18 protein-coding genes are annotated in these 18,103 nt (G+C 67.8%); 15 read left to right on the top strand and 3 right to left on the bottom strand.

Annotated features, from left to right (window positions below; translation table 11 throughout):
* Positions 1–43: 43 nt before the first annotated feature.
* Both AX709_RS09515 and AX709_RS09510 read left to right on the top strand, forming a co-directional pair.
* Positions 44–1,252, top strand: a complete 1,209-nt coding sequence (locus tag AX709_RS09515; protein ID WP_066480630.1) for an LL-diaminopimelate aminotransferase — start codon at positions 44–46, stop codon at positions 1,250–1,252.
* Between the two features lie 139 nt (positions 1,253–1,391).
* On the top strand, positions 1,392–1,823 hold the full coding sequence (locus AX709_RS09510; protein WP_066549087.1) for an acyl-CoA thioesterase: 432 nt from the start codon (positions 1,392–1,394) through the stop codon (positions 1,821–1,823).
* Positions 1,824–1,937: 114 nt separating this feature from the next.
* Here AX709_RS09510 and AX709_RS09505 read toward each other — a convergent pair whose 3' ends face one another.
* Complete coding sequence (locus tag AX709_RS09505) at positions 1,938–2,420, bottom strand: winged helix-turn-helix transcriptional regulator (RefSeq protein ID WP_066480483.1); 483 nt, start codon at positions 2,418–2,420, stop codon at positions 1,938–1,940.
* A 158-nt stretch (positions 2,421–2,578) separates the two neighbouring features.
* On the opposite strand from AX709_RS09505, the gene AX709_RS09500 reads away from it, so the two are divergent.
* The 4 genes from AX709_RS09500 (at position 2,579) to AX709_RS09485 (ending at position 7,154) form a co-directional block, all read left to right on the top strand.
* Positions 2,579–2,881, top strand: coding sequence for a CC_3452 family protein (locus tag AX709_RS09500; RefSeq protein WP_082730969.1), 303 nt, complete (start codon positions 2,579–2,581; stop codon positions 2,879–2,881).
* A 70-nt stretch (positions 2,882–2,951) separates the two neighbouring features.
* A complete protein-coding gene (locus AX709_RS09495) occupies positions 2,952–5,039 on the top strand; it encodes a RelA/SpoT family protein (protein WP_066549086.1) in 2,088 nt (695 codons plus the stop codon).
* Between the two features lie 51 nt (positions 5,040–5,090).
* Complete coding sequence (locus tag AX709_RS09490; RefSeq protein ID WP_066480628.1) at positions 5,091–5,492, top strand: acyl-CoA thioesterase; 402 nt, start codon at positions 5,091–5,093, stop codon at positions 5,490–5,492.
* Between the two features lie 123 nt (positions 5,493–5,615).
* Positions 5,616–7,154, top strand: a complete 1,539-nt coding sequence (locus tag AX709_RS09485; RefSeq protein ID WP_082730966.1) for a S1C family serine protease — start codon at positions 5,616–5,618, stop codon at positions 7,152–7,154.
* Between the two features lie 9 nt (positions 7,155–7,163).
* Here the strand turns inward: AX709_RS09485 and ada are convergent, their stop codons facing one another.
* Positions 7,164–8,195 (bottom strand): bifunctional DNA-binding transcriptional regulator/O6-methylguanine-DNA methyltransferase Ada, encoded by a 1,032-nt coding sequence (gene ada, locus AX709_RS09480; RefSeq protein ID WP_066549167.1) that lies wholly within the window; start codon positions 8,193–8,195, stop codon positions 7,164–7,166.
* A gap of 236 nt (positions 8,196–8,431) precedes the next feature.
* Here ada and AX709_RS09475 point away from each other — a divergent pair, with 236 nt between their 5' ends.
* The 8 genes from AX709_RS09475 to AX709_RS09440 all read left to right on the top strand — a co-directional run bounded on the left by AX709_RS09475 (position 8,432) and on the right by AX709_RS09440 (position 16,974).
* Complete coding sequence (locus AX709_RS09475; RefSeq protein WP_066480479.1) at positions 8,432–8,986, top strand: F0F1 ATP synthase subunit delta; 555 nt, start codon at positions 8,432–8,434, stop codon at positions 8,984–8,986.
* A 10-nt stretch (positions 8,987–8,996) separates the two neighbouring features.
* Entirely contained in the window at positions 8,997–10,526 is a 1,530-nt protein-coding gene (gene atpA / locus AX709_RS09470; RefSeq protein WP_066480477.1) for a F0F1 ATP synthase subunit alpha, read from the top strand.
* 138 nt (positions 10,527–10,664) lie between these two features.
* Positions 10,665–11,552 (top strand): F0F1 ATP synthase subunit gamma, encoded by an 888-nt coding sequence (locus AX709_RS09465; protein ID WP_066480476.1) that lies wholly within the window; start codon positions 10,665–10,667, stop codon positions 11,550–11,552.
* Entirely contained in the window at positions 11,552–12,169 is a 618-nt protein-coding gene (locus tag AX709_RS09460) for a hypothetical protein (RefSeq protein ID WP_066549084.1), read from the top strand. The genes AX709_RS09465 and AX709_RS09460 overlap by 1 nt, the downstream gene beginning before the upstream one ends.
* Before the next feature lies 1 nt (position 12,170).
* Positions 12,171–13,625: a F0F1 ATP synthase subunit beta gene (atpD, locus tag AX709_RS09455; protein ID WP_197417144.1), complete on the top strand. Its 1,455-nt coding sequence runs from the start codon at positions 12,171–12,173 to the stop codon at positions 13,623–13,625.
* Positions 13,626–13,805: 180 nt separating this feature from the next.
* Positions 13,806–14,060 (top strand): ATP synthase F1 subunit epsilon, encoded by a 255-nt coding sequence (locus AX709_RS09450; RefSeq protein ID WP_066480473.1) that lies wholly within the window; start codon positions 13,806–13,808, stop codon positions 14,058–14,060.
* Between the two features lie 101 nt (positions 14,061–14,161).
* Positions 14,162–15,688, top strand: coding sequence for a CpaF family protein (locus tag AX709_RS09445; protein WP_197418988.1), 1,527 nt, complete (start codon positions 14,162–14,164; stop codon positions 15,686–15,688).
* Between the two features lie 59 nt (positions 15,689–15,747).
* The gene (locus AX709_RS09440) at positions 15,748–16,974 is read left to right on the top strand and encodes an aspartyl protease family protein (protein WP_082731726.1); all 1,227 of its coding nucleotides are present in this window, start codon (positions 15,748–15,750) and stop codon (positions 16,972–16,974) included.
* A 37-nt stretch (positions 16,975–17,011) separates the two neighbouring features.
* Here AX709_RS09440 and AX709_RS09435 read toward each other — a convergent pair whose 3' ends face one another.
* Entirely contained in the window at positions 17,012–17,860 is an 849-nt protein-coding gene (locus AX709_RS09435) for a hypothetical protein (protein ID WP_231727484.1), read from the bottom strand.
* Between the two features lie 26 nt (positions 17,861–17,886).
* On the opposite strand from AX709_RS09435, the gene AX709_RS19185 reads away from it, so the two are divergent.
* The coding region (locus tag AX709_RS19185; RefSeq protein ID WP_231727483.1) for a hypothetical protein at positions 17,887–18,103 on the top strand (217 nt) is incomplete at its 3' end.

Below are 18,103 nucleotides of genomic sequence, written 5' to 3'. Positions count from 1 at the left end.
ATCGCGTAAAGCGACGATCCGTATCCCGAAGCAGAGCAGGATGATGTCCGACGAATTCTACCGCATGAAGCGCCTTCCGCCCTATGTCATCGCCGAAGTGAATGCGATGCGGGCAGCGGCGCGCGCAGGCGGTGAGGACATTATCGACCTGGGCATGGGCAACCCCGACCTGCCGCCGCCCGCGCACGTCATCGACAAGCTGATCGAGGTCGCGCAGAAGCCCGACGCGCACGGCTATTCGCAATCGAAGGGCATCCCCGGACTTCGCCGTGCCCAGGCCAATTATTACGGCCGCCGCTTCGGGGTCGAGCTCGACCCCGAGCGCGAGGTCGTGGTGACGATGGGGTCGAAGGAGGGGCTGGCGAGCCTCGCCACCGCGATCACCGCGCCGGGCGACGTCGTGCTGGCGCCCAACCCCAGCTATCCCATCCATACCTTCGGCTTCATCCTGGCCGGTGCCACGATCCGCGCGGTGCCGACCACGCCCGACGAACGCTATTTTGAAAGCCTGGAACGCGCGATGGCGTTCACCGTGCCGCGGCCGAGCGTGCTGGTGGTCAATTATCCTTCCAACCCGACCGCCGAAACGGTCGACCTCGCCTTTTACGAGCGGCTGGTCGCGTTCGCGAAGGACCAGGGGCTGTGGATCCTCTCCGACCTGGCCTATTCCGAGCTTTACTATGACGGCCATCCAACCCCGTCGATCCTGCAGGTCAAGGGCGGCAAGGATGTCGCGGTCGAATTCACCTCGCTCAGCAAGACCTACAGCATGGCCGGCTGGCGGATCGGATTTGCGGTCGGCAATGCCCGGCTGATCGCGGCGATGACGCGGGTAAAATCCTATCTCGACTATGGCGCGTTCACGCCCATCCAGGCGGCGGCGTGCGCGGCGCTCAACGGGCCGCAGGACATCGTCGAGGCCAATCGCCTGCTCTATCACAAGCGCCGCGACGTGCTGGTCGAAAGCTTCGGGCGCGCCGGCTGGGACATCCCGCCGCCGCGCGCGTCGATGTTCGCCTGGGCCCCCCTGCCCCCGGCACTTGCGCATCTGGGCAGCCTGGAGTTCTCCAAGCAGCTGCTCACCCACGCCAAGGTCGCGGTTGCGCCGGGCGTCGGCTATGGCGAGAATGGTGAGGGTTACGTTCGCATCGCGATGGTCGAGAACGAACAGCGGCTGCGCCAGGCGGCGCGCAACGTGCGCAAATATCTCCAGTCGATGGGGGTCAACACCCCGGCCGCCAACGCGGGATGAGACGCGGCGCGTAATCGGCCAAAGGTCCCGGCCTTCGCCGGGACGACGGGGCTTGGCGTCGCCCCGGCGCAGGCCGGGGCCTCTCACCATTCTGGGTGCCCCTTGCCTCCCCGGCCAAGCTGCGCCACTGCCGCGCACCATGACCCGTACCGGCTTCGCCTTCTCCACCCGCTTTCGCGTCCGTTATGCCGAGATCGACGGGCAGAGGATCGTCTTCAACTCGCGCTACCTCGAATATGCCGATGTCGCGGTCACCGAGTTCTGGCGCTGGAGCGGCATGGACGCGCTCGGGCCGGTCTGGACCGAGGCCGAGTTCAACGTCGTGCAGGCGACCGTCCAGTACAAAGCGCCCTTCCGCTACGACGACATGATCGAGGCGTGGGTGCGCATCGACCGCATCGGCAACTCCAGCATGACGACGCGCGTCGAGCTGGTCCACGCCGATACGGGTGCGCTGCATACGGTGATCGAGATCGTCAGCGCGCATGTCGATCTGGCCGCCGGCCGCGCAACGCCGATCCCGGACGAAGTGCGTGCGGCGCTGATGGCGTTGGACACCCGGGTGGCTTGAGCGATCTGCGTTTCTCGACTTCGCTCGAAACGAGCGGGGGAGTGCACCTAAAGGCTTGTAACGGCTCACTCGCCACCGACCGTTCGTTTCGAGCGAAGTCGAGAAACGGAGCTCCTAAAGCCCGCCCCGCCCGTTCACGTCGTCGGGAAGCGCCCAGAGCAGGTCTTCCTTGCTGAGCACCCGGCCGTCATGCGCGTGGACTGCGACCGGTGCGATCGGCTTCATGTCCCGGCTGTCGACCAGGATCGGCGTCGCGGGCGTGCCGGTTTCCCACCGCTCGCCCCATTGCCGCAGCGCGACCATGGTCGGCAGCAGCGCAAAGCCCTTTTCGGTCAGGCAATAGGCGATCTTGCGCCGGTCCTCGGGCAGCGCGTGGCGCTCGAGAATGCCGTGACCGACCAGCCGGGCCAGCCGGTTGGCCAGGATGTTGCGGGCGATGCCCAGTTCCGACTGATATTCCTCGAAATGATGCAGGCCGTTGAAGGCCGCGCGCAGGATCAGGAACGACCAGCGTTCACCCATCGCTTCAAGCGCCGCCGGCAGGCTGCAGTTATTGGCGAGCTCGCGGAGCGGCTCGCGCAATCCGGAATGACCCATAGCCCTCTATTCTATCCGCTTTTGGCGCGGAATGAAAACAACAAAGACACTGCATCGCAGCAAAAGTTTCTACTTGCAACTTATATCGCGAGGCTTTAACGACATCGTTGTAAGTAGCGAATCGAAACTTTCTTCCCCAGCCGTCGATGGAGGTCCTCATGCGTCATCTGCTCGCTCTCACGCTTGCCGGTTCGGCCCTGGTGCTCGGCGCCACCCCGGCGCTCGCCAAGTCCTATTACACCGCCACTCCCGCCGTCGCGCCGACGGAGGCGAGCTTCGTCACCCGCTCGGTTGTGTGGAAGTGCGACGGTGCGACCTGCGCCGCGCCGAAGGCCGGCAATCGTGACCAGGTCATGTGCGAACTGGCGGCCAAGGAAATGGGCCAGCTCGCCAGCTTCACCGCCAACGGCTCGGCGTTCGACGCCGCCGCGATGGAAAAGTGCAACGCGCGCGCCAAGTAATTCGCGCGGCAGCCACGCAACCGCAAAAACAAATATTGCAAAGCAGCGGCACCCGGCCAATCTTGGCCGGGTGTTGCGCCAATATGAACTGGTCGAACGGGTAAAGGGCTATGATCCGTCTGCGGACGAGGCCCTGCTCAACCGCGCCTATGTCTTTTCGATGCAGGCGCATGGCAGCCAGAAGCGCGCCAGCGGCGATCCCTATTTCAGCCATCCGATCGAGGTGGCGGGCATCCTGACCGATCTTCATCTCGATGACGAGACGATCGCGACCGCGATCCTGCACGACACCATCGAGGACACGGTCGCCACGCCGGAAGAGATCCTGAGCAAGTTCGGCCCCGCCGTCGCGCGCATGGTCGACGGCGTCACCAAGCTCAGCAAGATCGAGGCGCAGACCGAAAGCGAGCGCGCGGCCGAGAATCTGCGCAAGTTCCTGCTCGCCATGTCGGACGACATCCGCGTGCTGCTGGTCAAGCTTGCCGACCGGCTGCACAACATGCGCACGCTCCATCACATCAAGAACGAGGAAAAGCGCCGCCGCATCGCGCGTGAGACGATGGACATCTATGCCCCGCTCGCCGAGCGGATCGGCATGTATGAGTTCATGAAGGAGATGCAGACGCTCGCCTTTCAGCAGCTCGAACCCGAAGCGTATGAATCGGTCACCCGCCGGCTCGAATCGCTCAAGCAGGACGGCGGCGACAAGATCGCGAAGATCGCGAGCGGCCTCGGGTCGCTGCTGTCGCGCGGCGGCATCGACGCGGAGGTGTCGGGACGCGAGAAGCACCCCTATTCGATCTGGCGCAAGATGTCCGAGCGTCACATCAGCCTCGAGCAGCTGTCCGATATCATGGCGTTCCGCGCGATCGTGGCGACCGAGGAGGAATGCTATCGCGCGCTCGGCGTCATCCACCGCCGCTGGCCGATGGTGCCCGGCCGGTTCAAGGACTATATCTCGACGCCCAAGCGAAACGGCTACCGGTCACTCCATTCCAGCATCATCCATGCCGGCGACACGCGGATCGAGGTGCAGATCCGCACGCGCGAGATGCACGCCCAGGCCGAATACGGGCTGGCCGCGCACTGGGCGTACAAGCAGGACGCGGTCCGCCCCGATACCCAGGTCCGCTGGATCCGCGACCTCATCGAGATTCTTGAGAATGCCGAAAGCCCGGAAGAGCTGATCGAGCATACCAAGATGGCGATGTACCAGGATCGCATCTTCGCCTTCACGCCGAAGGGCGAGCTGATCCAGCTGCCCAAGGGCGCGACCCCGATCGATTTCGCCTATGCCGTCCATACCGACCTTGGCGACCAGGCGGTGGGGGCCAAGATCAACGGCCGCGTCGTGCCGCTGCGCGAGGAGATCGCCAATGGCGACCAGGTCCAGATCCTGCGGTCGAAGGCGCAGCGCCCGCGGGAGAACTGGCTGAACTTCGCGATCACCGGCAAGGCGCGCGCCGCGATCCGCCGGCACCTGCGGCACAAGGAACGCGACGAGCGGGTCGCGCTCGGCCGCAAGCTCTACGACGACATCGTCGACCGCCTGCCCGCCAAGCTCGGCGACGATGCGCTGGCGGATGCGCTCAGGCGGCTCAAGGTCGCCGACGACACCGCGTTGATGGAGGCCATCGCCCGCCAGAAATGGGATGACGCGACCATCATGGAGGCGCTGATGCCCGGTTCGGCGAGCGGTGCCGATGCCGGTGTCCCGCCGCAGCGCCACGCAATCATCATCAAGGGGCTGACGCCGGGCGTCGCCTTCAACCTTGCCGACTGCTGCCGCCCGGTGCCCGGCGACCGCATCGTCGGCATCCGCCGCCCCGGCGAGGGGATCGAGGTCCATGCCATCGACTGCCATGTGCTGAGCGACATGAGCGACGCCGACTGGGTCGACCTGAACTGGGGCGACAAGGCGGAAGGCGGCGTGGCGCGGATCAACGTCACGCTGAAGAACGAACCCGGCGCGCTGGGGACGGTGGCGACCATTATCGGCCAGCACAAGGCCAATATCCTCGGCCTGCGCATGGACAATCGCGATACCACCTTCCACACCAACACGATCGACGTGGAGGTCCGCGATTCGACGCATCTGATGCGGCTGATCGCCGGGCTGCGCGCGGTCGACGCGGTCAGCGAGGTCGAACGGAGCTGATTTCCCGCTAACCCGATTGACACCTTTGTCCGGCAGGGTCATGCCATGGACATGCCCGAAATTGCGGTTCCCCACCGGCACAGCGTCTCGATCGCCCCCGGCGACATCGACCATATGGGTCATGTCAACAACGCGGTGTATCTGAGCTGGGTGCAGGACGCGGTCGTCGCCTATTGGGAAAAGGTCGCGCCGGCGGAGGAAGTGGCTCGCCACCTCTGGGTCGCGCTCAAGCACGAAATCACCTATCGCCGCCCGGCCTTCCTCGAAGACGACGTGATCGCCACCGTGATCGCCGAGCGGGTCGAGGGCGCACGCGCCTTCTTCACCACGGTCATTCGCCGCGGCGAGGAGGTGCTCGCCGAAGTGCAGAGCAGCTGGTGCGCGCTCGACGCCTCGACCCGCCGTCCGATCCGCGTCGCCAAGGACATCGTCCGCCGCTTCATCGCGGAGTGACGGGCCCCGTGCGGGCGCATGCCCGGCCGGACGAGGACGCGAACGCCCGATATGCCCCTGCGACCGCTTGAACCGCGGCGCGCTTTGCCCGAAAGCGGCGACGGGGACGGGTCGGAGGATCGAATGTCGCGCTGCTATGCCTGGATCGTTGCGGGGGCATTATGCCTGGCGGGGCTGTTCGCCGCGCCGCCGGCGCGCGCCGACGACATCTCCGCGGCCGGGCGCGGGGTGGTGCGCATCGTCACGATCGCGGTCATGGACGACGAAGTCGTCGGCTTCGGTCACGGCAGCGGCTTCGCCGTCGCGCCCAATCGCATCGTCACCAACGCCCATGTCGTGGAGGCCGCCGCGCGCTATCCCGGCAATGTCGTCATCGGCGTGGTGCCGTCGGAAGGCGACAAGTCGTTCCAGGGCCGGCTGATCGCGGTCGATCCGGAGCGCGACCTGGCACTGATCGAATTCGACGGTCCCGGACTGCCCCCGCTCACCCTGTTCACCGGCCCGCCCGGCGACGGCAGCGAGGCGGTGGCGCTCGGCTATCCGGGCAATGTCGACCTTGCCACCGCCCGGTCGGCGGCCGACTTCATCACGCCGGTCAGTCCGGTGCGGACCCAGGGCAATTTTTCCGGGCTGCGCACGCTCGCGGGGACGATGGTGATCCTGCACACCGCGAACATCGCGCGCGGCAATTCGGGGGGCCCGCTGCTCGACCGCTGCGGCCGGGTGCTGGGCGTCAACTCGGCGCTGACCCGAGCCGACGATGGCGATGCCGGTTTCGGCTTCGCCGTCGCCAACAGCGAGCTTACCGGGTTCCTGCGCGGCGCGGGGCAGAAGGTGGCGACCGTGGCGAGCACGTGCGTCGGCATCGAGGAGCAGCTGGCCCAGACCCGCGACGCCGATGCGCGCGCCGCCGCCGAGGCGATTGCGGCCGAGCGCGCGCGCCTGTCGCGCGCCGCGTCGGAGCGCGAGGCGGCCATCGAGGAAGCGCGCGCCAGCAACGAGGAAGTGCGCGAGAACTTCATCGCGGGCGCGGCGGTGCTGCTCGTGCTGGGCGCGATGGCGGTCGGCGGTGCCGGCCTGCTCGAGACGCGCGGCCGCCGCCGCCCGGCGATCTGGAGCGCGGCGGGCGGCGGCGTGCTGATGATCGGCGCGGTCGCGCTGTTCCTGCTTCGCCCCGATTTCGACGCGTCGGCCGCGGTGCCCGAGCCGGCGGAACCCGCGCCGGCACCCGTCGCGGCGACGCCGCAGGGACGGCTGGTCTGCACGCTCCAGCCCGAACGCAGCCGGGTGACCGTCTCGACCAGCGGCGACGTCGAGCTCGACTGGCGCGAGGATGGCTGCGTCAACGGCCGCACCCAGTATGTCCGCGCCGGCACCGGCTGGCAGCGGGTGCTGGTACCCGATGAGGAGCAGACCGTCTCGGTGCTCGATTTCACCCCGGCAAGCGGCGTCTATGTCAACACCCGCTACCTGCTGAGCGCGGCACAGATGGCGGAGGCGCGCCGGCTGCGCGGCGCACGCGACGGCCGGCAATGCGACGGCGATGCCGGTGCGCAGTCCGCGCTCGCCGATTCACAAAACGCGATCCGCGCCGCGCTGCCGCCGTTGCCCAACGAAAAACTGGTCTATGCCTGCAAGCCTGCACCGGCAGGGGCGCGCTGAACCCGGGCGTCAGCCGCGCTCGCGTTCGAGCAGCGTTTCCTTACGCTTGAGGCCATAGGCATAGCCGCCCAGCGTCCCGTCGCTGCGCAGCGCGCGATGGCACGGGATGAGCACCGCGACCTGATTGGCCCCACAGGCCGATCCTGCGGCACGCACCGCGTTGGGATTGCCGGCGGCGGCGGCGATCTGGGCATAGGTGCGCGTCTCGCCCGGCGGCACGTCGCGCAGCGCCTGCCACACCGCTTCCTGAAACGCGGTGCCGCGAACGTCGATCGGCAGGTCGACGTGCCGGCCGGGCTGTTCGACCATCGCGACCACGCGAGTGACCAGCTCCGCCAGCGCCTGACCGCCGGGCACCAGTTCGGCATTCGGGAAACGCGCGGCGAGTGCGGTGCCGTCCTCGTCGAACGACACGCGACAGATGCCGCGATCGGTCGCAGCGACCAGCAACGGCCCCAGACTCGTCGGCGCCACCGTCCAGCGGATGGTGACGCCCGCGCCGCCGCGCTTCCATGCGCTCGGCGTCATGCCCAGCCGCGCCTGCGCGGTCTCGTAGAAGCGGCTGGGCGCGGAATAGCCCGCCTCGTAGATGGCGTCGGTCACGCGGTCCTCCTCGGCAAGTGCGGCGGTCATGCGGCGCGCGCGAAGCCCGCGGGCATAGGCCGCGGGCGTCACGCCGGTCGCGCGTTTGAACACGCGGTGGAAATGGTGGGGCGCATAGCCGACCCGCCCCGCCAGCGCGTCGAGCGACAGCGCGTCCTCCGCCGCCTCGATCAGGTCGATGGCGCGGGCGACCGCGACGCGCTCGCGCCCGACCTCGTCGGGTTTGCAGCGCAGACAGGCACGGAAACCGGCGGCTCGCGCGGCATCGGCATCGGGATACAGCCGGACATGCTCGCGGCGCGGGTGGCGCGCCGGGCAACTCGGCTTGCAATAGATGCCGGTCGTGGTGACCGCGATGATGACGCGGCCGTCCCAGGCGCGGTCGCGCCGTTCGAACGCGGCCATCGCCTGATCGGAATCGGGAAGGATCGTGGACATGCAAGCCTGATATAGCGCCGCACCCGCCCCGCCGTCCCGCCAATTGCGATCAAAGCGATTTGGCGCGCAGCGATGCCGCGTCGCGCCGCCCGGGACGGCGTCGGCACGCCGCCAGCGCCCCGCTTGCATCGCGGCGAACCCGATGCTAACCGCGCCGCGACCCATTAGAGGGCGCCCGACCGGCGCCCCCTTTCCCCATGGGACCAACCCGATCCCTTAAGAGGAACCCGCGACCCGTGGATATTTCCGGCGGTATTCAGGCAACGATCAGCGGACGTTACGCCATCGCACTGTTCGAGCTCGCGCGCGAGGCGAAGGCGATCGACGCGGTCGAATCCGACCTGGATCGGGTGCGTCAGGGGCTGCGCGAATCGGATATGCTGCGCCGGCTGGTCACCAGCCCGGTGGTCGGACGCACCGAAGCCGGCCGCGCGATCGCGGCGGCCGCCGACGCGCTGGCGCTCGGCGAGATCACGCGCAACCTGCTGGGCGTGCTCGCCCAGAACCGCCGCCTCGGCGAGCTGGAGCGGGTCGTGCGCGACTTCCGCATGCTGGCCGCGCGCCATCGCGGCGAGACGACGGCCGAAGTCGTCTCCGCCCACCCCCTTGCCCCGGCCCAGGTCGACGCGCTGAAGCAGCAGCTGCGCGCCCGCACCGGCCGCGACGTCACCGTCGACCTGTCGGTCGACCCCGCGCTGCTCGGCGGCCTGGTCGTCCGCATCGGCAGCCAGATGATCGACAGCTCGATCCGCACCCGTTTGAACGCACTCGCGCACGCGATGAAAGGTTAAGGCACTCGCAATGGATATCCGCGCCGCAGAAATCTCGAAGGTCATCAAGGACCAGATCGCCAGCTTCGGCACCGAAGCCCAGGTTTCCGAAACCGGTCAGGTGCTGTCGGTCGGCGACGGCATCGCCCGCATCCACGGCCTGGACAATGTCCAGGCCGGCGAGATGGTCGAGTTCGCCAACGGCATCCAGGGCATGGCGCTCAACCTCGAAGCCGACAATGTCGGCGTCGTGATCTTCGGCTCGGACAGCGAGATCAAGGAAGGCGACGTCGTCAAGCGTACCGGAACGATCGTCGACGTGCCGGTCGGTCGCGGCCTGCTCGGCCGCGTCGTCGACGCGCTCGGCAACCCGATCGACGGCAAGGGCCCGATCGTCGCCGACCAGCGCAGCCGCGTCGAGGTCAAGGCGCCCGGCATCATCCCGCGCACCTCGGTGCACGAGCCGATGCAGACCGGCCTCAAGGCGCTGGATGCGCTCGTCCCCGTCGGCCGCGGCCAGCGCGAGCTGATCATCGGCGACCGCCAGACCGGCAAGACCGCCGTCGCCATCGACACTTTCATCAACCAGAAGGAAGCGAACAAGGGCGACGACGAATCCAAGAAGCTCTACTGCATCTATGTCGCGATCGGCCAGAAGCGTTCGACCGTCGCGCAGATCGTCCGCCAGCTCGAGGAATCGGGCGCGATGGAATATTCGATCGTTGTCGCCGCGACCGCGTCGGAACCCGCGCCGCTCCAGTTCCTCGCGCCCTATACCGGCTGCGCGATGGGCGAGTTCTTCCGCGACAACGGCATGCACGCGGTCATCGTCTATGACGATCTGTCCAAGCAGGCGGTCGCCTATCGCCAGATGTCGCTGCTGCTGCGCCGCCCGCCGGGCCGCGAAGCCTATCCGGGCGACGTGTTCTACCTGCACAGCCGCCTGCTCGAGCGCGCGGCCAAGATGGGCAAGGACCATGGCTCGGGTTCGCTGACCGCGCTGCCGATCATCGAAACCCAGGCGGGTGACGTGTCGGCGTACATTCCGACCAACGTGATCTCGATCACCGACGGCCAGATCTTCCTCGAAACCGACCTGTTCTTCGCGGGCATCCGCCCCGCGATCAACGTCGGCCTGTCGGTCAGCCGGGTGGGATCGGCCGCGCAGACCAAGGCGATGAAGAAGGTCGCCGGCTCGATCAAGCTGGAGCTCGCCCAGTATCGCGAAATGGCGGCGTTCGCCCAGTTCGGCTCCGACCTCGACGCCTCGACCCAGAAGCTGCTCAACCGCGGGGCGCGCCTGACCGAGCTGCTCAAGCAGGCGCAGTTCAACCCGATGCCGTTCGAGGAACAGGTCGTGTCGATCTTCGCGGGCACCCAGGGCTATCTGGACGCGGTCGCGGTGCAGGACGTCGTCCGCTACGAAGCCGCGATGCTGAGCGCGATGCGCTCGCAATACGCCGACGTGCTCGGCGCGATCCGCGACAGCAAGGACCTGTCGGACGACACCAAGGCAAAGCTGAAGGACGCGCTGACTGCGTTCGGCAAGACGTTCGCGTGATTTGAAAGCCCTCTCCCCCACGGGGAGAGGGTTGGGAGAGGGGCCGCCACAGGCACCACCCTCTCCAACTTCGACTAGCCGGCACGCCGGCAAGTCTTTGTATCCTCCCCCTCCAGGGGGAGGGAGGAAAAGGGTAACATGGCCTCGCTCAAGGCACTGAAAATGCGGATCGGGTCGGTCAAGTCGACCCAGAAGATCACCAAGGCGATGAAGATGGTCGCCGCCGCCAAGCTGCGCCGTGCGCAGGACGCGGCCGAGGCCGGGCGTCCCTATGCCCAGCGGCTGGAAGCCGTCGTCGCCTCGCTCGCCGCCCGCGTCGGCCGCAAGGATGGCGGGCCGCTGCTGCTGTCGGGCACCGGGCGTGACCAGGTGCACCTGTTCGTCGTCGCGACCAGCGACAAGGGGCTGGCGGGTGCATTCAACACCAACATCGCGCGCCTCGCCCGCCGCCGTGCCGAAGAGCTGGTCGCCCAAGGCAAGACGGTCAAGTTCTACACCATCGGCCGCAAGGGCCGCGCGGTGCTGGCGCGCAGCTTCCGCGACCAGATGGTGCATTCGATCGAGCCGGGCGATCTCGGCAAGCTGCGCTTCGCCGATGCCAAAGGCTATGCCGACGACCTGATCGCGCGTTTCCACGCCGGCGAGTTCGACGTCGCGCACCTGTTCTATTCGACCTTCAAGTCGGTGCTGACCCAGGAACCGACCGAGCAGCAGATCCTGCCCGTCGCGATCCCCGCAGCGGCCGAGGGCGCGCCGGCGACCGATGGCGGCGCAGTGGTCGAATATGAGCCCGACGAGGAATCGATCCTCGCCGACCTGCTGCCGCGCAACGTCGCGATCCAGCTGTTCCGCGCGATGCGCGAGAATGCGGCGTCCGAGCAGGGCAGCAAGATGACCGCGATGGACAATGCGACCCGCAACGCCGGCGACCTGATCAAGCGGCTCAACATCGAATATAACCGCACGCGCCAGGCGGCGATCACCACCGAGCTGGTCGAGATCATTTCGGGAGCGGAGGCGCTCTGATGCGGCCGGCGCTGGCGATCCTGCTGGTGGCGACGGTGCTGGGCGGCTGCAATTCGCAGCCGGCCGAGCCGACCGTGCGCGAGCAGGAAGCCGAGCTGGTCAATTCGACCGCCGACCTCAAGCAATGGGACCGCGTGTTCGGCGTGCCGTCGGACACCGTCGCCGCGCTCAACCAGTTCGGCTTCCGCCTCGCCGACTATGGCCAGGCCGGCGAGGGTGCCGCGACCCGGGGCGAGCCGATCATCCTGTCGCAATCGGATCGCCCGGCCCCGAACGAAGGCACGGTCGAGGTGAGCGGCGCGGCGGCGGCGCGGATCGACCGCATCGACTTCACCCTCGCGCTGACCGATCCCGACTATGCCGACACCGCCAAGGGCCGCTTTGCCAAGGTGATCGGCGATTTCCTGTTCCAGTTCGACCTCGAACCCGGCGACGCGCTGGCCGCCGTCGCTGGCGAAGCCGATGCCGAAACCCGCATCGCCGGCACGCCGGTGCGGATCGATACGACCGAAGGTGAGGACGGCGTGCGCCGCATCACCGTGACTTTCACGCGTCCGGACGCTAAGGCGCCGGACAATCAGCCAGACCAAGGACAAGCAGATGGCAACCGCGCCTGAAATGACCCGCGCCGCCGGGACCACCAACAATGTCGGCCGTATCGCCCAGGTGATCGGCGCCGTCGTCGACGTGCAGTTCGACGGCACGCTGCCCGCGATCCTGTCGGCGCTCGAAACCGACAATAACGGCAACCGGCTGGTGCTCGAAGTCGCGCAGCATCTGGGCGAGAACACCGTTCGCACGATCGCGATGGATTCGACCGAGGGCCTGACCCGCGGCCAGACCGTCACCGACACCGGTGCGCAGATCCGCGTGCCCGTCGGCCCCAAGACGCTGGGCCGCATCATGAACGTCGTCGGCGAACCGATCGACGAGCGTGGCCCGATCGGCGCGGAAACCACCGCCCCCATCCATGCCAAGGCGCCCGAGTTCGTCGACCAGTCGACCGAAGCCAGCATCCTCGTCACCGGCATCAAGGTGATCGACCTGCTCGCGCCCTATGCCAAGGGCGGCAAGATCGGCCTGTTCGGCGGCGCGGGCGTGGGCAAGACCGTGCTCATCCAGGAACTGATCAACAACATCGCCAAGGGGCATGGCGGCACGTCGGTGTTCGCGGGCGTGGGTGAGCGCACCCGCGAGGGCAACGACCTCTATCACGAATTCCTCGACGCGGGCGTCATCGCCAAGAACGAGGCGGGCGAGGCGATCAGCGAAGGATCGAAGGTCGCGCTGGTCTATGGCCAGATGAACGAGCCCCCCGGGGCACGCGCGCGCGTGGCCCTTTCCGGCCTGACCATCGCCGAATATTTCCGCGATGTCGAAGGCCAGGACGTGCTGTTCTTCGTCGACAACATCTTCCGCTTTACCCAGGCCGGTTCGGAAGTGTCGGCGCTGCTCGGCCGCATCCCGTCGGCGGTGGGTTACCAGCCGACGCTGTCGACCGACATGGGCGCGCTGCAGGAGCGCATCACCTCGACCAACAAGGGGTCGATCACCTCGGTGCAGGCGATCTACGTGCCCGCCGACGACTTGACCGACCCCGCGCCGGCCACCTCGTTCGCCCACTTGGATGCGACGACCGTGCTCAACCGCGCGATTTCGGAGCTGGGCATCTACCCGGCGGTCGATCCGCTCGACTCCACCTCGCGCGTGCTCGAGCCGCGCGTCGTCGGCCAGGAGCATTACGAAACCGCGCGCGCCGTCCAGTCGACGCTGCAGAAGTACAAGTCGCTTCAGGACATCATTGCCATCCTGGGCATGGACGAGCTGTCGGAAGAGGACAAGCTGACGGTCAGCCGCGCGCGCAAGATCCAGCGCTTCCTCAGCCAGCCGTTCCACGTCGCGGAAGTCTTCACCGGCATCCCGGGCAAGTTCGTCCAGCTGGAAGACACCATCAAGTCGTTCAAGGCGGTGGTGAACGGCGAATATGACCACCTGCCCGAAAGCGCGTTCTACATGGTCGGCGGCATCGACGAAGCGATCGCCAAGGCCGCCAAGATGGCCAGCGAGGCTTAAAGCCCTTCTCCCCTTGTGGGAGAAGGATACGAAGGCTTGGCAGCTTGCTGCCTAGCCGTAGTTGGATGAGGGGATCGCCGCCGGGCTTCACCCCTCACCCAGCTTCGACTAACCCCGACATATGTCGGGGAAGTCTGCGCAACCCTCTCCCACAAGGGGAGAGGGAGACAGGATACGGACATGCTCCACTTCGAACTCGTCACGCCCGAAAAGCTCGTTCGCTCCGAATCGGTGCATATGGTCGTCGTGCCGGGCACTGACGGCGATTTCGGTGTGCTGGAAGGACACGCACCGCTGATGTCGACGATCCGCGACGGCGCGCTCGCCATCTATCGTACCGAGCGTGGCGAACCCGAAACGATCCGCATCGAAGGCGGCTTTGCGGAGGTTAACGCGCGCGGCCTGACCGTGCTCGCCGAGCGCGCCGAGGCCTGATCCGCGCCGCCGGACCGACGGTTTCGCGACGTGGTTAGGCAATTGTAAAAGGTTCGCGCCTATCGCTGGGGTCAATAGTTTTGGCCGGGCGAGAGACAGACGTGAACGCATTCGGGCGACGCAGTGGCGTAAATGGTTCGGGCGGCGGGCGCCCTTCGTTCGGCGTGGCGCGCCCGATGCAGGGCGGTCCGGCCCGTCCCGGCGAACCCGATGTCGCAACGCAGTTCCCGCAGATCCCCGTCCCCGGTGCCAGCCCCAGCGAAGAGATCAGCCCGCTGGTCAGCGCCCAGGGGCTCGACGCGATGGCGCGTCTCGACGAACGCCAGCAGGCGTCGGGCGACGCCGCGAACAGCCGGGTCGAGGGCTTTGAGAGCTCGATCCACCGCATCAAGGAACAGGTGCTGCCGCGCCTGCTCGAACGCGTCGATCCCGAAGCCGCCGCCACGCTCAACAAGGACGAGCTGGCTGAGGAGTTTCGCCCGATCATCGGCGAGGTGCTCGCCGAGCTGAAGCTCACCCTCAACCGCCGCGAACAGTTCGCGCTGGAAAAGGTGCTGGTCGACGAGCTGCTCGGGCTGGGGCCGCTCGAGGAATTGCTCTCCGACCCCGCGATCAGCGACATCATGGTCAACGGGCCGGACCAGACCTTTGTCGAGCGCAAGGGCAAGCTCGAGATCGCCAACATCCAGTTCCGCGACGAGGAGCATCTGTTCCAGATCGCCCAGCGTATCGTCAACCAGGTCGGCCGCCGCGTCGACCAGACGACGCCGCTCGCCGACGCCCGCCTGAAGGACGGCAGCCGCGTCAACGTGATCGTGCCGCCCTTGAGCCTCAAGGGCACCGCGATCTCGATCCGTAAGTTTTCCGCCAAGCCGATCACGCTCGACATGATGGCCAAGGGCGGATCGATGTCGGAGAAGATGGCGACCGCGCTCAAGGTCGCGGGCGCGAGCCGCTTCAACATCGTCATCTCGGGCGGTACCGGCTCGGGCAAGACGACGATGCTCAACGCCTTGTCCAAGATGATCGACCCGGGCGAGCGCGTGCTGACGATCGAGGACGCGGCCGAACTCCGGCTGCAGCAGCCGCACTGGCTGCCGCTCGAAACCCGCCCGCCAAATCTGGAGGGCCAGGGCGAGATCACGATCCGCGATCTGGTCAAGAACGCGCTGCGTATGCGTCCCGACCGCATCATCCTGGGCGAAATTCGTGGCAGCGAGTGTTTCGACCTGCTCGCCGCGATGAACACCGGCCACGACGGCTCGATGGCGACGCTCCACTCCAATTCGCCACGCGAATGCCTGGCGCGTATGGAGAACATGGTGATGATGTCGGACATCAAGGTGCCCAAGGAAGCGATCAGCCGCCAGATCGCCGACTCGGTCGACCTGATCGTCCAGGTCAAGCGCCTGCGCGACGGCTCGCGCCGCGTGACCAACATCACCGAAGTGATCGGCATGGAAGGTCCCGTGATCGTGACGCAGGAGCTCTTCAAGTTCGAGTATCTGGACGAAAGCGCCGACGGCAAGATCATCGGCGAATATCGCGCGATGGGCCTGCGTCCCTACACGCTCGAAAAGGCCAAGCAGTTCGGCTTCGACCAGGCACTGCTCGAAGCCTGCCTCTGATCCTCGCGGGTAATTCGGAAGTGGCGAGCGGCGTTCACGCGCGCTAGGCTGTGCCGCGAATGCGGTGCTGCGTCCTGATGATTCCCGCCACGCTGCTGGCGTCGGCGGTTCCGGCGAGCCGGGCCGAACCGGTCCAGCGCCGGGCGAGGGCGGTCGAGGCCGCCACGCCTGTTCCCGTCGCCGTCACGCTCGCTCCCGATGCGGAGGCGCGCTGGGTGGCGTTTCAGACGACACCGGGCAACCAGCTGCTGTTCGACGTCGAGATCAACGGTGTCGCCGGCCGCGCGATCCTCGACACCGGGGTCAGTCACACCGTCGTGTCGACCGAATTCGCCGGCCGTGCGGGTCTGGCCCCCGCCGGGGAAGGTCGCGCCATCGCGATCGGCGGCCAGATCAACCTGCGCTGGGGCCAGGCGCGGCAGGTCCGCATCGGCGGACTGACGCGAACCGGCGGGCGGGTCGGCATCCTGCCGCTCGCCGCGGCCGCCACCGCGACCGCGTCGCCGATCGACGCGCTGGTCGGGGCGGACATCCTGTCCTGCTGCGCGCTGGACATCGATTATGATGCGCGCCGCTTTCGCCTGCTGCCCAGCGGTCGCCTGCCCTATACCGGCGCGCGCGCGCCGCTGCGGCTGTCCGCCGACCGCCAGGTCTATGTCAGCGAGCTGATGCTGGGCGCACAAACCGTGCGACCGGTGCTGATCGATACCGGCGACGGCTCGTCGGTCACCGTCACCCGGCCCGTCTGGCAGCGCGCGCGGGTTGCCACGCCCGGCCTCACCACCACGCTCGCCTACGGGCTGGGCGGCCCCGTGGTGTCCCAGATGGCGATCGTCCCCGAGTTGCGCGTCGCCACGCTTGCTGCGCACAATGTCGAGGTCCGCATCGAACCGCAGAGCGGCTTTGCGGCGAGCACGGGCACGACCGGGCGGATCGGCTCGGGCTTTCTGATGCGCTACCGCGTGCTGCTCGACCCCATGGCGGGCCACATGATCTTCGTGCCCGGCGCTCGTGCGCTCGACGTACCCAAACGCTCGACCAGCGGCTTGCTGCTCGGCCAGCAGACCGGGCGGCTGAAGGTGCTGCACGTCATGGCGAACAGCCCGGCCGCGAAGGCGGGGTGGCAGGTCGACGACCTGATCTGCGCGGTCGACGGCAAGGACGTGACCCCCGGCCCGACGGGCAGCACCGACGTGACCTGGCTGACCGACACGCCCGGCCGGGTGGTGACGCTCGCCCTGTGCGACGGCCGCGTCCGCGAGCTGACGCTCCGTCGCTTCTATTAGGCTCGATTTCCGGTCGCCCGCCCCCGGCGCGGCACGATCATCGCGGCCGGCTGGTGTAATCGATGCGGATGGCGACCCATTCGCCATATTTCAGCCGCCCGCCCAGACGCGGCGGGCGCACGCGGAATTGCCACGCGGCCGCCAGCACCGCGCGCGCGATGTTCGATCCCTCCGGCCCCTCGCCCAGCGCATAGCAGTCCTCGACGCGATAGTCGGGGACGGTGCGGCACGCGATCAGCCCCCAGCCCGGCCCCTTGGCCGTCGACAGGTATCCGCTCAGTTCGTCGTCATAGGGCTCGCGATACCAGGACGCGGCATAGAGCGGCTCGCCATTGGGGCCGCTGCCCGCGACGCGCGGCGTGTCGTTGGAGGGCGGTCGATTGTCGGGCGGGCCATAGACGCGGCGCGGTGCCGGTGGTCCGGCCGTCGGGGGCGCGGCGGGGGCGCGCGCGATGTCGGCCGCGGCGAGCTGGTCGCGCGGCAGCAGGATGATCGGCGGCGCGGGTGTGGCAGGCGCGGGCGCGACGCTGGGTTGGGTGGCCGGCACGGGCGGCGATTGCGTTTCCGGAAGCGGAGACGGCGGGGGTGCCGCCGTGGGCGGTGCCGATGCTGGTGCCTCGGCCTTCGGCGCAGCTTGCGCCGCCTCGCTCGCCTCCGGTGTCGAATCGGGCGTGGTGTCGATGGTGAAGGTCGCCATCGGCACCAGCTTGGGCGGCACCAGCGGCGGGGCCAGGCCCAGCAGAACCAGCAGCAGCAACACCTCGACCGCCAGTGCGAACAGGATCGCGATGGCGCGCGGGCCGAGCCGCGATCGCCAGCGTCCGCGCCAACCCCGATCGGGCGGTGCGGCGGTCAGGCGATGAACTGGATCGACCGGCTGAAACACGCGAAACGAGCCCTGGGGTGAAGCGGATGCGCGCGGCGCGGCGCATTGCCGTCCTTTTCGCCGAAATCCGCGGGCATTGCGACCGAAACCTTGCCACCGCCGCTCACGGCAGCCCGCCGGTGATCGCCAGCGCCGCCAGCACCACGGCGGCGAGGAGCGCCATCACCTGGATCAGGTTCCACGGCATGAAACCGGCGCGGTCGGGATCGCGGCGGTTTCATGCCGTGGAACCTGATCCAGGTG

The organism is Sphingomonas sp. CCH15-F11 (assembly GCF_001557005.1).
Lineage (GTDB): Bacteria > Pseudomonadota > Alphaproteobacteria > Sphingomonadales > Sphingomonadaceae > Sphingomonas.
This window is presented reverse-complemented; position numbering and strand designations above follow the sequence as displayed.